This is a genomic window from Streptomyces sp. NPDC059166, from assembly GCF_042755185.1.
In the GTDB taxonomy this organism is placed as follows: domain Bacteria; phylum Actinomycetota; class Actinomycetes; order Streptomycetales; family Streptomycetaceae; genus Streptomyces.
Window position 1 is genome coordinate 1 of record NZ_JBHZCI010000009.1, and the last position, 14,578, is coordinate 14,578.

Sequence of the window (14,578 nt, forward strand, 5' to 3'; positions counted from 1 at the left end):
ACCATGAAGAGGCTGGCGCCGGAGTGGCGGGCGAGTTCGGCCAGGGCTGTGTGGGTGGGTGCGTCGAGGTTCCAGGTGGTGCGTCCGCCGCGGTGTGTGGCGACGGGGGGCCTGGGCCGGTCGGTGGGGAGTTCCAGGACTTCGGGCAGGTTTTTGAGGGTTTCCTGCCAGTGGGTGAGTTGTCGTGTGATGAGGCTGGTGGGGTCGTCCTCGGATCCGAGGGTTTCGCGCTGCCAGAGGGCGTAGTCGGCGTACTGCACGGGCAGGGGTGGCAGTTCGCGTCCGGTGTAGGCGGCTTCGAGGTCGCGCATCAGCGGGGCCAGCGACCATCCGTCACCCGCGATGTGATGCACCACCAGCAACAGCACGTGGATGTCGTCCGAGAGTGTGAACAGAACCGCGCGCAGCGGAAGTCCGCAGGACAGGTCGAAGGCGCGGCCTGCCTCTTCGGCGAGCAGGGGGCCCAGGGCGTCCGGCGTGGTCTCGCGGACCTGGAAGTCGATCTTCGCGGACGGCAGGACGACCTGCCGGGGCTCGCCGTCCACGGCCGGGAAGACGGTGCGCAGCGACTCGTGCCGGGCCACCACCGAATCCAGCGCCGCATGCAGCCGGACCGCGTCCAGCGCGCCCTCCAGACGCACCGCGAGCGGGATGTTGTAGGTGCCGCCGCCCGTGTCGAGACGGTCCAGGAACCACAGCCGCTGCTGGGCGAACGACAGCGGGAGCACCTGGGGACGTTCTCGCCCGGTGAGCGCCGGGATGGCCGCGGCGGACGGGGTGGCTGAGGCCCCGAGCCGGGTCAGGAGACGGGCCGCGGTGGGGGCCTCGAAGATGTCGCGGACCGAGACCTCGGCCCCGAGGGCCGCGCGGGCGCGTCCGGCGAGACGGGTGGCGAGCAGGGAGTGGCCGCCGAGCTCGAAGAAGTCGTCGTCGAGGGCGACCTGCTCCAGACCGAGCACCTCGGCGAAGAGGGAGCACAGGGTCTGCTCGGGCAGGGTGCGCGGGGCGCGGCCCTCACCGGCAGTCGACCCGGGAGCGGGAAGCGCCTTGCGGTCCAGCTTGCCGTTGGGCGTGAGCGGTAGGGCGTCGAGGGGCACGAAGGCGGCCGGCACCATGTACTCGGGAAGCCGGGACGCGGCATGTTCCCTCAGCTCATGGGCGGTCAGCTCCCAGGTGTCCGCGTCAGGCGTCCCGTCCGAGTCGCCCGGGGAGTTTGCGGCGACGACGTACGCGACGATCTGCTGCCGGCCCGGGCTGTCCTCACGTACCGTCACGACAGCCTGTGCCACCCGCCGGTGGGTGGTGAGCGCGGACTCGATCTCGCCGAGCTCGATCCGGTAGCCGCGGATCTTGACCTGGTGGTCCCTGCGCTCCAGGAAGACGAGGAGGCCCTCGCTGTCGTGCCGGACGTAGTCGCCCGTGCGGTACATGCGCGCCCCCGGTTCGCCGGAGAACGGGTCGGCGACGAACGCTGCCGCCGTGCGCGCGGGGTCGGCGAGGTAGCCGCGGCCGACACCGGTGCCGGCCGCGTACAGCTCGCCGGGGGTGCCCGCGGGCACCGGGTGCAGCCGGTCGTCCAGCACGTAGAGGCGGGTGTTGCGGACGGGCCGGCCGATCGGGACGGGCGCGGCCTCGTCGATGGACGCCAGGGCGGTGGTGTCTATGACCGCGTGGGTGACGTCGTCGGAGCACTCGGTCGGACCGAACGCGTTGACCAGAGGGATCGCCGGGTACGACCGGAGCCAGTGCGCGGCCGTGTCGCGGGGCAGCGCCTCGCCGGTGACCATCAGCAGCCGCAGGTCGGGCAGGGCCGGCGGTTCGGTGCCGGCGGCGGACCAGCCGTCGAGGGCGGCGCGCAGCAGGGAGGGGACGACCTCCAGGACGGGGATCCGCTCGGCGGCGGTGAGGGCGAACAGCTTCCACGGGTCGACGGCGGTCTCCCGGTCGACGAACCGCACGGTGCCGCCCACGGTGAGTGGGGCGAGCATCTGCCAGACGGAGATGTCGAAGGTGAGGGGCGCGTTCTCGACGACGGTGTCGTCGGCGGTCAGCGAGCAGTCCGTCACCTTGGCCAGGAGGTGGTTGTTCATGCCGCGGTGGTGGACCATCGCGCCCTTCGGCTCACCGGTGGAGCCGGAGGTGAAGATGACGTACGCCAGGTCGTCGCCACTGCCGACCGGGGCCTCCCAGGGACAGCCCTCGCCGCGCTCCGCCACCACGCGCACGTCCGTCCCGGCGGTCAGTTCGTCCGCGAGGTCCGTGAGGTGGACGGGGGCGATGAGCGCGGTGGCGGCGCAGCGCTCCAGGAGGGAGGCGTTGCGCGCCGCGGGGGCGTCCGGGTCGAGGGGGACGTACGCGGCGCCCGCGCCCATCACGCCGAGGACGGACGCGACGAATCCCACGCCCGGCACGCCCGGTACGCCCACCACGTCGCCCCGCCCGGTGCCCGCCGCCACCAGGTCACGGGTGAGCGCGGCGGCCCGGGCCGCGAGCGCCGTGTAGGTGACGGGGGTTCCGTCCGTGTCGACCACCGCGACCGCGCCGGGGCGGGCCTGTGCGTGTGCCTGGACGCGGGCGACGATGTGGTGGAGGCCGGTGTCGTCCGGGGCCGCGGTGTCGTTCCAGTCGTCCAGCAGCAGCGTCCGCTCGGCGTCGTCGAGCACGTCGATACGGCCGAGAGGCAGATCGGGACGGGCGAGGACGCCGGTGAGGAAGCGGAGCAGGCGGGCGTGGTGGGTGGCGATCTCCGCTTCCGTGTAGAGGTCGCCGTTGCCGTCGAAGTTGAGCAGGACCTCGCGGCCGTCGTTGCGGTCGTAGGCGCTGATCTCGATGTCGTCGATGACCCCGTTCGACATGTTGTGGGCGGTGACCGGGTGGCCCCCGTAGGTGATGTCGTAGTCGAAGGGCATGACGTTGACGACGACGCCGGCCGTCCGGTTGCCGCCGCCCGCCGCCTGGAGGTCGCGGGCGATGTCCTCCTGCCGGTACCGCTGGTGCCGGACGACGGAGCGCGCCTCGATCGCGCACTGGCGCACCAGGTCGGCGAAGGTCGTCGAGGGGGTGATGTCGAGGACCAGCGGAAGCACGTTCGCGGTCAGGCCGGGGGTCGCCCTGAGCACCGGGGTGGTGCGGGCCTGGAGGGGGAAGCCCAGGGGCAGGGTGCGCACACCGGTCACGGTGTGCAGGTAACCGCCCACGGCCGCCAGCAGACCGATGGCCCAGGGAGCGCGGCTGTCCCGCGAGACCCGCTTGAGGTCCTCCATGATCTGCGGGGGGATGTGAGCGGAACTGCGCCGGAAGGCGACCGTGGCGGGGGCGGTGCGGGCGGTGAGGGAGACCGCCTCGGGGCGACGCGCCATCCGCGAACGCCAGAACTCCTGGTCTCCGAGGAACTTCTCGGAGGTGCGGTAGCCGGTGTCCTGGGCGATGAACTCGTCCAGGGTGGCGAAGGTCCGCGGACTGTACTCGGTGCCGGAGACGAGGGCCGTGTAGATCTCGGCGAGGCGCTGGGAGTACATCCGGCCGCCCATGCCGTCACCGATGATGTGGTGGTTGCGCTGGTAGTAGAAGAAGCAGTCGTCGGCGATCCGGAAGAGGATGTCGAGGAAGTGCGGTCCGACCGTGATGTCGAAGGGCTCGGTGAGCCGGCCCTTCATGATGCGCACGGCTTCCTCGCGGGCGTCCGGGCGGTCGCCCAGGTCGATGTACTCCAGACGGATCTCGGTCGAGTCGGGGCACTGCCACAGGCCGTCCTCGTCCTCGACGAACCTGACGCGCGCGGTGTCGAGCTCGACGAGGGCGAGACTGAGGGCCCGGTCGAAGAGCGCCACGTCGATCGGCCCGTGGATCTCCAGGTACTCGCTCACCAGGAACGCGTTGTCCGGGTTCAGCTGCTGCGCGTACCAGACTCCCTGCTGGGCGGCAGTGAGCGGCCTGCGCGCATCCACGGGCGCGGTGGGTACCGGTTCCATGGGCGTGGACGCGGACGTCGTCATGTCGAATCTCCCCGAGGACTGCATGCGTGCGTGAGATCTGTCGGTGGTGCGGCGCGTCGGGCGCCGTACCGGGGCTGTGCGGCCGCCGCTCCCGGGCCGGGACGGCAGAACGGTCCCGGCCCGGGACAGTGCGCCGGGCCGGGACCGATGGGGTCAGGCGGCCCAGCGGCGGAGCACGACGACCGCGTTGTGGCCGCCGAAGCCGAAGGAGTTGCTCATCACCACGTCGACGTCGTGCGCCTGCGCGGTGTGTGCGACGAAGTTGACCTTCTCGTCGATGGGACGGTGGCAGTTGATGGTGGGTGGCACCCTGCCTTCGTTGATGACCAGGCAGCCGACGATGGCTTCGACGGCGCCCGCGGCGCCGATCATGTGCCCGGTCATGGACTTGGTGGAGCTGACCGGGATCTGCTCGATGCGTTCCCCGAACACGGCTCTCAGGGAGGTGAGTTCGGACTGGTCGTTCAGCTGGGTGCCGGTGCCGTGGGCGTTGACGTAGTCGACGTCCGCAGGTGCGAGGTCCGCGTCCCGCAGTGCCTCCCGCATGGCCCGGCGTGCCGCGACCCCCTCGGGGTGCGGGGCCGTCCAGTGGTAGGCGTCGGAGGTCGCCCCGTACCCGGCGACCTCGGCCAGGATGTGCGCGCCCCGCGCCAAAGCGTGCTCGGCGGACTCCATGACGACCACACCGGCACCGGCGGCCATCACGAAGCCGCCGCGGTCCTCGTCGAACGGGCGGGAGGCCTCGGCCGGGTCGCCCTGACGGGTCGACAGGGCACGGGCATTGCCGCTGCCCGCGATGTCGACCCGGGTGATGATGTCGTCCGCACCGCCCGCTACGACCACGTCGCACGCCCCGCTGCGGATCCAGCGGGCCGCCTCGCCGAGGGCGTCCGTGCCGGACGCGCAGGCGCTGCTGAGTGCGCGGGACGGGCCACGAGCCCCGGTGGCCATGGTGATCTCGCCGGGGGCGTTGTCGATGGCGCCGGTGACGGCCGACATCGGTGAGACGGAGCGGGGACCCTTGGCGTCCAGGTTGCGGGTGTGGTCGGCGACGGACTTCATGGGGCCGTAGCCGCTGCCGATGAGGACTCCCACCCGGTCCGCCTCGGATTCGTCGACCGTCAGCTTGGCGTGCCGCAGGGCCTCCAGGGCGGCGACGAGCGCGTAACGGGCGTAGGGGTCGGTACGGCGGACGACCTTGTACGACAGGAGCTGGGTGGCGTCGAAGCCCTTGACCTCGCCGGCGATCTGGACGGGCAGGTCGTGGGCCTCGATCTGGGTGATGGGCCCGATGCCGCTCCGCCCGGCGAGCAGTGCGTCCCAGGTGGCGGCGGTGTCCAGGCCGAGAGGGGTGACCATGCCCCAACCGGTGATGACGACCCTGGTACGGGCGGTACTTGCGCGTGTCGTGTCCGTCGCCATCACAGGCTCCCCTCGGTCGGGACGTTCATCTCGGGTGGTGCGGAGGCGCCCGGTGCGGGCGGCGCTTCCGCGGCGCCGGGTGCGGCGGTCCGGCCGGCTGCCGCGGGTTCCTGCCCGCCGTCCGCCCGCCCGCCGGCGTCGTCCGGGGCCGGCAGGAGCGGGAAGTCGCCGCCGCCCGCCACCGCCCCGAACAGGGAGTCGGCCATGGTGACCGGTACGCGCAGGACCACCGGGCGGCCCGATCGGCAGAACTTCCACGCCTGCTCGACCTCGGCCCGCAGCGCGGCCTTGTCGGTGACCAGGCGACGTTCCACGCCCCGCACCTCCCGCCCGTGGACGGAAGGCGAGTCCTGGTCGGCGAACCGGTATCGGGGGAGTGGTCGTTCACGCTGGTCGAGCTGGCTCTGGAGCCAGCCGTAGCCACCGTTGTCCAGGACGACGTACAGCACCCCGAGCTGCTGTTCGGCGACCGTGACCAGGTCGGACTCGAAGAGCCCGAAGGCCCCGTCCCCGACGAAGGCGACCACGGGCCGCCCGGGTGCCGCCGCCTTCACACCGGCGGCGGCAGCCGCGCCGAAGCCCAGACTCGTCTGCTCGGAGGGGACGACGGAGCCGCCGGCCCGGGCGACACTGTGCACCGGGTAGCGGTAGGACCACATGTCCTGGAGGCCGTTCTCCTGCACCAGGACGAGGTCGTCGGGCAGAACCTCGCGGAGCGTGGCCAGCACCTCCGCGATGTGCAGCTCCGGCTTCTCCGCGAGGCCGGTGAGGTGGTCGCGGTGCGCGGCGTGCAGGCCCGCGTGGACCGCGGCGGCGCGGCGGGTCCAGCCGGCGTCCGGCTCACAGACCGACTCCCGGGCCAGTTGGCCCGCGACCAGGGCGGCGGCGTCGGCGAGCACCTTCGGCCCTGCGTAGTCGGTGTGGAACTCGGCGGCGTCCACGTTGACCTGGACCACCGGCACCTCGGTGCCGATGCGGCCTGGCCAGCCGAAGGTCGCAGTCTCCTCCAGTCGGCTGCCCAGGCTGATCACGCAGTCCGTCTCCTGCCACAGCTCCGCCGCCGCCTCCGGCAGGTAGAGCCCGGCGAGGCCGCAGAACCGTGGGTGGCTCTCGTCGAACGCGCCCCTCCCGCTGGCCGTGCAGAACACGGCCGCGCCCATGTGGTCGGCGAGCCGCTCCAGCTTCCGTGCCCCGTTGTTGTGCCGCATCCCGCCGCCGATCAGCAGGACCGGCAGCCGGGCGGACTTCAGCAGCCCGATGGCATCCGAGTCCTCGGAGAGCTGCACCGTCCGGGGCCGCACCGCTTCGTAGGCGGCGGGGCCGGCACCGGTGGCGGGGGCGTCACACGGGATCTCGGCGGTCAGCAGGTGATCGGGCAGCTCCAGGTAGACCGGCCCGGGGACGCCCTCGCGTGCGACCAGAAGGGCCCGTCGCAGCATCGGCACCAGGCGTGCCGGGTCGTCGACCCGCGCCGCCCACTTCACCAGCGGCGCGACCAGGGAGAGCTGGTCGAGCTCCTGGAAGGCGCCGGCGCCGCGCCTGTCCGCGGAGGTGCCCGCGGACAGCAGGACCACCGGTGCCGCCGAGGACCTGGCCTCCAGGAGCCCGGTGAGGGCGTTGGTGACGGCCGGGCCCTTACCGGTGAAGGCGATACCGGTACGCCCTGACTGGAGCGCGTACCCGGTCGCCATGAACAGGGCGTTGCGCTGGTCGCGGCAGAGCACCAGCCGGATTCCCGACGGGTCCAGTGCGGCGAGGAGATCGAGGTCGTCGGCGGGCAGCCCGAACGCGTCACCGACGCCGGCCCGCGCGAGGACCCCGGCGACAGCCTGCCAGCAGCCCGTGACGGTGTTCCGTACCACCGTGTCCGCGGCCTGCCCGTCCTGAGCGGAGGACTGCGCCTCGGCGGCGGTCACCGCTGGCCACCTGCTGGTATCGCGTGGTCCGCCGCCGCCTTGGAGATCAGCAACGGCTCGCTGTAGCGCTCGCCGCCGATGGCCGCGTAGTTGGCGCGCACGCCGGTACCGCCGAAGGGGGCGTTGCCGTTCTCGACGTCGACGAGCGTCTGGTTGACGCTCACGGTGTGGCGGCGGCCGAGAACCTCCACCAGTTCCGGGTCGTCGCCGTAGACGGTGGCGGCCATCGCCCGCTCCTCGAAGTACTGGTGGGTGAGGATCGACCGCAGCCACTCACGGCTGGTGTACGGCACCACGTTGAAGATCGGGGCGAACAGCTCCGGCGGCCGGACCGACGACTCGACGGGACGCACCAGCATCGTCGGACTGAGATGCCCCTCGCTCAGATCCGCCTGCCCGCCCGCCGCGATGAACGCGCGGTTGTCGACGAGGTGACTGAGAGCGGTCTCGAAGGCGTCCAGGTAGTACATCGATCCGTAGTCGGCGCCAGGATCCTCGTTACGCCCGTGCCTGAGGGAACTGACCCTGCGGGAGAGCAGGTTGCAGAACTGCGAGCTGATCGACGTGTGCACGAAGTAGACGTCAGGACCGAAGCAGTCCTGGCCGGAGTTCATCATGCGCGCGTGCAGCGCTCCGTCGACGGCGCTCCTGAGGTCGGAGTCCGGACCGACCACGAACGGGTTGACGCCCTGCCCGAAGTACAGGAAGAGCTGGTCCTTGCGGAGCCGCCCGCGGATCTTCTCCGCGTTCTCGAACGTGCCGGTGAAGACCAGCACCTCGGACCGGGAGGCCTCGGTGTCGAGGAATTCGCGCTGTCCCGTCAGGCACTGCTCGATGGGCAGGTCGTGCACGCTGCCGAGCAGTTTGTGGATCTTCTCGGTCTGGCCGCTGATACGCCCCGAGGGGCGGAACGCCACCCGCTCGCTGTAAAGGCTGGGGATGAGCAGGTAGAGGATGTAGCTGTAGAGCGGGATGTTCGACGGCATCAGCACGCCGATCTGCCCCAGTCGCGGCGGCCGGAACCGGGTCACCTCGTCACAGGCACCCTCCAGCGTCTCGAGGGCGACGTCGATCTCACCGCACGCGGTGCGGTAGTTGCACGTCTCGAAGAGCAACTGGAGGACTTCCTCGCGACGGGTGCGGAGCAGTTCCGCCACGTCGCGCAGGGCCGTGAGCCGTTCCCCGAAGGGAATGTCGTACGCCTCCGGGGGCTCGGTCTCTTCCCGGGCCAGCACCTGAATCATTGCAGTACGCCTCTCATGGATTCACGCGGCATCGTTTCTCCCGGTACCGTCTTTTCCCGCGGTGTCGTCTCTCGCAGCGGCACTTCGTCCGGAACGCTTTCCCGCATCGTTTCGTCCGGCGACCGGGTTGGCTGCTGCGGGATCTTCGGCTGCACGGATTCCCGCTCTTCCTGTGCCTTTCGGTACTCCCGCACACCCCGCTGTTCGCCCGGATCGTGCGGTCCTTTCCGCTCTCGCTGCGCGATTTCGCTCCGCGCGCATTTCAGCAGTGCCTGGCGGTCGACCTTTCCGGTGCTGTTCAGTGGGAATTCCGGTAGGACCACCACTCGGTTGGGGAGTTCGTGTTCCGCCACGCACCCCGCGAGGCTCCGGCGCCATTCGGGGGCCGGCCGGTCCGACGGGTCGGCGACGAAGAAGACCAGGTGGACCCGGGAGTCCCGGTCACCCTGCACCGGCACGACCTGTACGGGAGCGCCGCAGGCGGCGGCCCGGTCGGCGATCGAGTCGGGATAGAGGGTGTGCCCGTTGCGGTGCACGGCGTTCTTGCGGCCGAGGACCGTGAGGTTGCCCTCCGCGTCCAGGCGGCCGATGTCGTCCGTGTGGTACGCCTCCCGCCCGACCGGCAGCACCGAGCCGCCGGGCCCGAGCAGGCCGGTCATGAAGTCCGGGGTGCGAACGACCACCTCGCCGGTCCCGCCCGCGGGGAGAGGACGTCCGGCCTCGTCCAGGACGACCACCTCGATGCCGTCCAGGGGGCGTCCGCAGCCCCGCGGGTCGGGGTGCACGGCGAGCGCGATGTTTCCGGCCTCACTGCTGCCGTATCCGTCGAGCAGGGGGCTGCCGACCGTCCGGGCGAACCGTTCCCCCAGCTCACGGCCCAGCGGTTCCCCGCCCACGCACCACATCCGCACCGAGCCGAGCGCGTCGACGCGGGTCCGGGCGCCGTCCACCAGGTTGAGCAGGGTGAGGTAGGTGGCGGGGACCGCGTCGACGACGGTGACGCCGTGCGCGGCGATCGCCTCCACCGCCCGGTCCACGCGCCGGCTGCTGGTCTGGAGGACCAGGGTCGAGCCGGTCCGCCGCCACAGCAGCAGCATGGACAGCCCGTACTGGTGCGTGAAGGGCAGCAGCGGCAGCAGGACATCGTGCGCGCTGTACGCCATGCGGTCCGCGGACCGCGCGATGTTGGCGCGCACGGAGGCCCCGGAACGGACGATGCCCTTGGGGGTGCCCGTGCTGCCGGAACTCCACACGATCAGCGCGTCGTCACGGGCGAACCAGCGCCCGAAGTCGAGTGGCGCGGTCCCCGCCCGCGCACCGTACCCGGCATCCCCGACCGCGCCGCTCCCCGCGTCCTCGCACGCCTCGGCGCCGTTGGCCGTCCGGGCCTCCGCGGCGGCATGGGATCCGGATCGGGCCGCGGCGACCAGTTCCGCCAGGATCTCCTGACGTGTTCCGGCCGGCAGGACGGCGGCGGGCAGGGCGTTGTCGGTGAGGACGCGGTCCACGCCGGCGCCGGCGGCCAGCGCCGCCTGCTGGGCGGCGGGAGTGTTCCGGTCGACCAGGGCGACGGAGACGCCGCATTCCATCAGGGCGAACAGGGTGAGAATCAGTTCCTGAGTATTCTCCCCGGTCAGCAGAACCCTGCTGTGCTCGTTTATCCCCCGTTTCCTCAATTCGTGTGCGACGGCACGGCTTACGTCGTCCACACCGGCCGACGACAACCGTCCGCCTCCTGTATCGATGAGCATCCGCCCAGCACACCCCCCGGCCCGAACTTCGATTACTTCGAACGTGATAGTACGAACCGGGCTACAGGTGATCTATATTTGCCACGAGCCGCCGAAGAGTGGTCATTCTTGGTCTACCGTCGAGGGGATCCGCACCGTCGAGGGGGAGACCATGACACCCACCAGGACCGCAGACGAGGCCCCGGCGGCCCAGTCCCGAACGCCCGATCCGAAGCGGGAGCTTGTGCTGCTGCACGAGCTGGAGCCGGTCGTCGCCCAGAACATCGACCGCCACCTCAAGGTCGTACGGGACTGGAACCCGCACGACTACGTGCCTTGGAGCCGGGGCCGCGACTACGCCTTCCTCGGTGGCGAGGACTGGTCACCGGGGGACACCACGCTGGACCCGGCCGTGCGGGCCTCGCTCGTCGTCAACCTGCTGACCGAGGACAACCTGCCCGGCTATCACGGCGACTTCGCCGGCACGTTGGGCCGGGACGCGGCCTGGGGGGAGTGGACCAACCGCTGGACCGCCGAGGAGGCGCGGCACGGCATCGCGCTGCGTGACTACCTGGTGGTGACCCGGGCTGTCGATCCCGTCGACCTGGAGCGCCGCCGCCTCCAGCACATGTCGGCGGGCAGCGGTGGAGCGCCGGGCGGCATCCTGGAGACCCTGGCCTACGTCGCCTTCCAGGAGCTGGCCACCCGCGTGTCGCACCGCAACACCGGGGTCGCCACCGGCTGTCCCGTCGCCGAGCAGCTCCTCGCCCGGATCGCGGCGGACGAGAACCTGCACATGCTCTTCTACCGGAACCTGCTCGAAGCCGCTCTGGAACTGGCGCCCGACGATGTGATGCTCGCCATCCGCGGCGTGCTGCTGGACTTCCGGATGCCGGGCGAGAACCAGCCCGACTTCGCTCGCTTCTCCATGATGATCGCGATGGCCGGCATCTACGACCTCCAACTCCACCACGACAAGGTGGTGATGCCGATCCTGCGCCATCTGAGCATCTTCGAACGCGCGGACTTCGGACCGGTCGGCGAGCAGGCCCGGGAAGAACTGGCCGCGTTCCTGGGCGCCCTGGAGCGGCGTGCCTCCCGCTTCACCGCGCGCCGGGAGGAGCGCCTGGCCCGGGAGGCCGGGCGGGCGGCGGTCTGAACGATCCATGTCCGGTGGTCTCAGCAGGCGGCAGGGCTGCAAGGCGGCTGGGCTGCAAGGCAACGAGGCGGCAACGCGACAAGGCGGCAACGTGGCTGGGCCGTCACCGCCCATGCCTGTGCGGGCGGGCGAAATCGCCCGCATAGGGACGGTATAGGTGCCCAGGTGAGACTGCCCGTGACCTCACCTCACCTCATCGACAGCGAAGGCACTTCCATGTCCCTGACGCGGACTTCAGAGGGGGCCACCGCGGCCCCCGCCGCCGAGCATCCCGCCGCCGTGGTGCTCACCGAATCCGAGCACGCGCAGGTAGGCGCGCTCGCCGACCGGCTCGTGGGCGCCGCGCCCGCCGCCACCGACGACCTCCAGTGGATACGGGAGGTCCGCGACGCCTCGGCCGGGCTGCCGCTCCGCCTCCTCGCCGAGCTGCGGGCCTTCCGTCACGACGCGGGCCCCGACGGTGTGCTCCTGGTGCGCAACCTGCCCGTCGTCGCGGCCGACCGCACCTTGCCGCCGACGCCCATGCTCGCAGGCTCCGTCGAGCGCACCGCGACGGTGGCGGCGGCGGTCGTCACCGCGGCGATGCTCCAGCTCGGTGAGGTGATCGCTTTCCGCAACGAGAAGACCGGCGCCCTGGTGCAGAACGTGGTGCCTGTGCCCGGTCAGGAGAGTCAGCAGTCGAACGCCGGTTCCGAAGTGCTGGAGATGCACGTCGAGAACGCCTTCCACGACAACCGGCCCGACTACATCGGCCTGATGTGCGTCAGGGAGGATCCCTCGGGCGAGGCCCGGCTGCGCACCGCGTCCGTGCGGCGCGCCCTGCCGTTGCTGTCCGAGCAGACCCGTGGCGTTCTCGCGGAGGCCCGGTTCCTCACCGAGGCGCCGCCGTCCTTCGACGGCCGCGAGGGGGCGGCGCCCGCGCACCCGATCCTTCCGGGCGCGCCGGAGGACCCGGACATCCTGGTGGACTTCCACGCCACCCACCCGCTCGACGGGGAGGCCCGAGAGGCCATGGCCGAGCTGCGGGAGGTGTTCCTGAGGGTGAACACCGCCGTGGCACTTCTTCCGGGTGACCTCGCGGTGGTCGACAACCGCCTGGCCGTACACGGCCGTTCGCCGTTCGTGCCGCGCTACGACGGAACGGATCGCTGGCTGCACCGGGTGTACGCCTCGCTGGACAGCCGCCGTAACCGGCCGCAGCGCCACGCGGCCGGTGCCGTGCTCGACTGAACGTGAGCCGGGCCGGTCCGCGCGCGGTCGACAGATGCGCCGCTCGGGTGACCGGAGGGACGGACGACGAAGGGGCTCCGGGAGTACGACTCCCGGAGCCCCTTCGTGCGCCTGGCGCTCCAGGCAGACGCCGCACGAGACGTCGGCCACCCGTCTCCGGGCCGATCGGGCGAGTGCCGGACCGAGCACCCCGGGCCCGGGTCAGGACGGAGCCGCCTCTCCCCGCTCCGTCCACCCCGATTCGGGGAAGTCGGTGTGACCGGGGGAGCAAGGTGAGCCGGCCTGGTGCTTCCAGAGGTGGGACACCTCGCCGAACTGGCGGCGCACCCAGGCGTCGTCGTAGATGGTGTCCAGGTAGCGGTCGCCGCCGTCCGGGAGAACCAGGACACAGGTCGAGTTCGCCGGTATCTCCGGGGCCATCAGCTCCAGTGCGGAGACCACCGCCCCGGACGACCCGCCCGCCAGCACCGCCTCACGCTCCATCAGCCGGCGGCAGCCCACCACACACTCCAGGTCGCCGACGTGCACGACCTGGTGGGCGTCCTGCCTGTTCAACACGGCCGGCCGTACGGACGCCCCGTGACCGGGGACCATCCGGCGGCAGCTGGTGGGGGAGTCGAACAGAGCGCTTCCGACGGCGTCCACCGCGACGATCCTCGTCTTCAGCCCGTGGTCACGGATGTACTCGGCGCAGCCGCCGAGCGTGCCCGAGGTGCCGACGGACAGCACCAGGTAGTCGATGTCGCCGTCGAGGGCCTCGTCGATCTCGGCCATGGTGGCCAGGTGGGCCTTCGGGTTGAGAGGGTTGGAGTACTGGTCGGGGCAGTACGCGTCGGGAATCTCCTCCAGCAGCTCGGCGACCAGCTTCAGCCGCTGGGGCAGCAGCTCCCCGGTCACCGGGTCGGGCTCGGTGACGGTGCGCACGTCCGCCCCGTATGCGCGCAGGATCGCGACGTTCTGGGCGGTCGTGCGGGTGTCCACGACGCAGACGAAGCGCAGCCGGTAGTACCGGCAGATCTGCGCGAGCCCGATGGCGAGGTTGCCGGAACTCGACTCGACCACCGTGGAGCGGCCGGGTACCAGGCGGCCCGACCTGAGCGGCCCGAGCAGCATACTCAGCGCGGAGCGGTCCTTGATGCTTCCGCCCGGGTTGAAGCGTTCCGCCTTGGCGTACACACGGGAGGAGAAGCCGGGGACCAGCCGCTCCAGTTCGATGAGCGGGGTACCGCCCACCGCCGAGAGAATGCCTTTGAGCCCTGCGGACACGGCTCTCCCTTCGTAGACGGCGATGCTGGGAGTGCCGAGCGTGCGCGGGCGCGCTATGGGCGATCTATAAGGCCGCGGAACACCGTCCGGGGTGGCCCATAGGGTGGGACGCTCTGCTGTTCGTTCAGCAAATCCGCATCCCCACACGCGAATTGGAATCATCATGCCTCTCGACTCCGCGTTCGCCGGACGCGTCTACCCCCCCACCGAGCCGTATGAGGTCGGCCGCGAGAAGATACGGGAGTTCGCGAGGGCTGTCGGGGCGGACCACCCGGCCCACCACGATCCCGGGGCGGCCCGTGAACTGGGCCACCGGGACGTGCTGGCACCGCCGACCTTCCTCGCCGTCCTGATGCAGCGGGCCACCGACCCCGTGGTGTACGACCCGGAACTGGGTCTGGACTACTACCGGGTGGTCCACCGCGACCAGCGGTTCTCCTTCACCCGGCCCGTGTACGCCGGGGATGTGCTGCGGCTGGTGGTGCACATCGACTCCGTGAGGTCCCTCGCCGGCAACGACGTGATCGAACTGCGGGCGGAGGCCCAGGACGCGGAGGACCTTCCGGTGGCAACGATCCGGATGGCGCTCGTCTCGCGTGCCTGACCACCTTCCCCC

General features: G+C 71.3%; 9 protein-coding genes. 3 read left to right on the forward strand and 6 right to left on the reverse strand.

The annotated features are described in order from the left end of the window. The 5 genes from ACFXOA_RS09010 to ACFXOA_RS09030 form a co-directional block, all read right to left on the reverse strand. Positions 1 to 3,995 (reverse strand): amino acid adenylation domain-containing protein (locus ACFXOA_RS09010; RefSeq protein ID WP_385024192.1); only part of this gene is annotated, 3,995 nt, incomplete at its 3' end. Between the two features lie 153 nt (positions 3,996 to 4,148). Next, positions 4,149 to 5,417, reverse strand: a complete 1,269-nt coding sequence (gene fabF / locus ACFXOA_RS09015; RefSeq protein ID WP_385024194.1) for a beta-ketoacyl-ACP synthase II — start codon at positions 5,415 to 5,417, stop codon at positions 4,149 to 4,151. Continuing rightward, the gene (locus ACFXOA_RS09020) at positions 5,417 to 7,333 is read right to left on the reverse strand and encodes a thiamine pyrophosphate-binding protein (RefSeq protein WP_385024196.1); all 1,917 of its coding nucleotides are present in this window, start codon (positions 7,331 to 7,333) and stop codon (positions 5,417 to 5,419) included. The genes fabF and ACFXOA_RS09020 overlap by 1 nt, the downstream gene beginning before the upstream one ends. Next, positions 7,330 to 8,577 carry an aldehyde dehydrogenase family protein gene (locus tag ACFXOA_RS09025; RefSeq protein WP_385024198.1) on the reverse strand — a complete coding sequence of 416 codons (1,248 nt, stop codon included), beginning with the start codon at positions 8,575 to 8,577 and terminating at the stop codon, positions 7,330 to 7,332. The genes ACFXOA_RS09020 and ACFXOA_RS09025 overlap by 4 nt, the downstream gene beginning before the upstream one ends. Continuing rightward, positions 8,574 to 10,328, reverse strand: coding sequence for a class I adenylate-forming enzyme family protein (locus ACFXOA_RS09030; RefSeq protein ID WP_385024200.1), 1,755 nt, complete (start codon positions 10,326 to 10,328; stop codon positions 8,574 to 8,576). Before ACFXOA_RS09030 ends, ACFXOA_RS09025 begins: the two co-directional genes overlap by 4 nt. Positions 10,329 to 10,479: 151 nt before the next feature. Here ACFXOA_RS09030 and ACFXOA_RS09035 point away from each other — a divergent pair, with 151 nt between their 5' ends. Both ACFXOA_RS09035 and ACFXOA_RS09040 read left to right on the forward strand, forming a co-directional pair. Then, positions 10,480 to 11,466, forward strand: coding sequence for an acyl-ACP desaturase (locus ACFXOA_RS09035; RefSeq protein ID WP_385024202.1), 987 nt, complete (start codon positions 10,480 to 10,482; stop codon positions 11,464 to 11,466). Between the two features lie 177 nt (positions 11,467 to 11,643). Further along, on the forward strand, positions 11,644 to 12,696 hold the full coding sequence (locus ACFXOA_RS09040) for a TauD/TfdA family dioxygenase (protein WP_385024204.1): 1,053 nt from the start codon (positions 11,644 to 11,646) through the stop codon (positions 12,694 to 12,696). Positions 12,697 to 12,897: 201 nt separating this feature from the next. On the opposite strand, the gene sbnA is transcribed toward ACFXOA_RS09040, so the two are convergent. Next, positions 12,898 to 13,929: a 2,3-diaminopropionate biosynthesis protein SbnA gene (gene sbnA / locus ACFXOA_RS09045; RefSeq protein ID WP_385024206.1), complete on the reverse strand. Its 1,032-nt coding sequence runs from the start codon at positions 13,927 to 13,929 to the stop codon at positions 12,898 to 12,900. A gap of 196 nt (positions 13,930 to 14,125) precedes the next feature. Between sbnA and ACFXOA_RS09050 the strand changes: the two genes are divergently transcribed. Further along, on the forward strand, positions 14,126 to 14,566 hold the full coding sequence (locus ACFXOA_RS09050; RefSeq protein WP_385024208.1) for a MaoC family dehydratase N-terminal domain-containing protein: 441 nt from the start codon (positions 14,126 to 14,128) through the stop codon (positions 14,564 to 14,566). Positions 14,567 to 14,578: the final 12 nt, after the last annotated feature.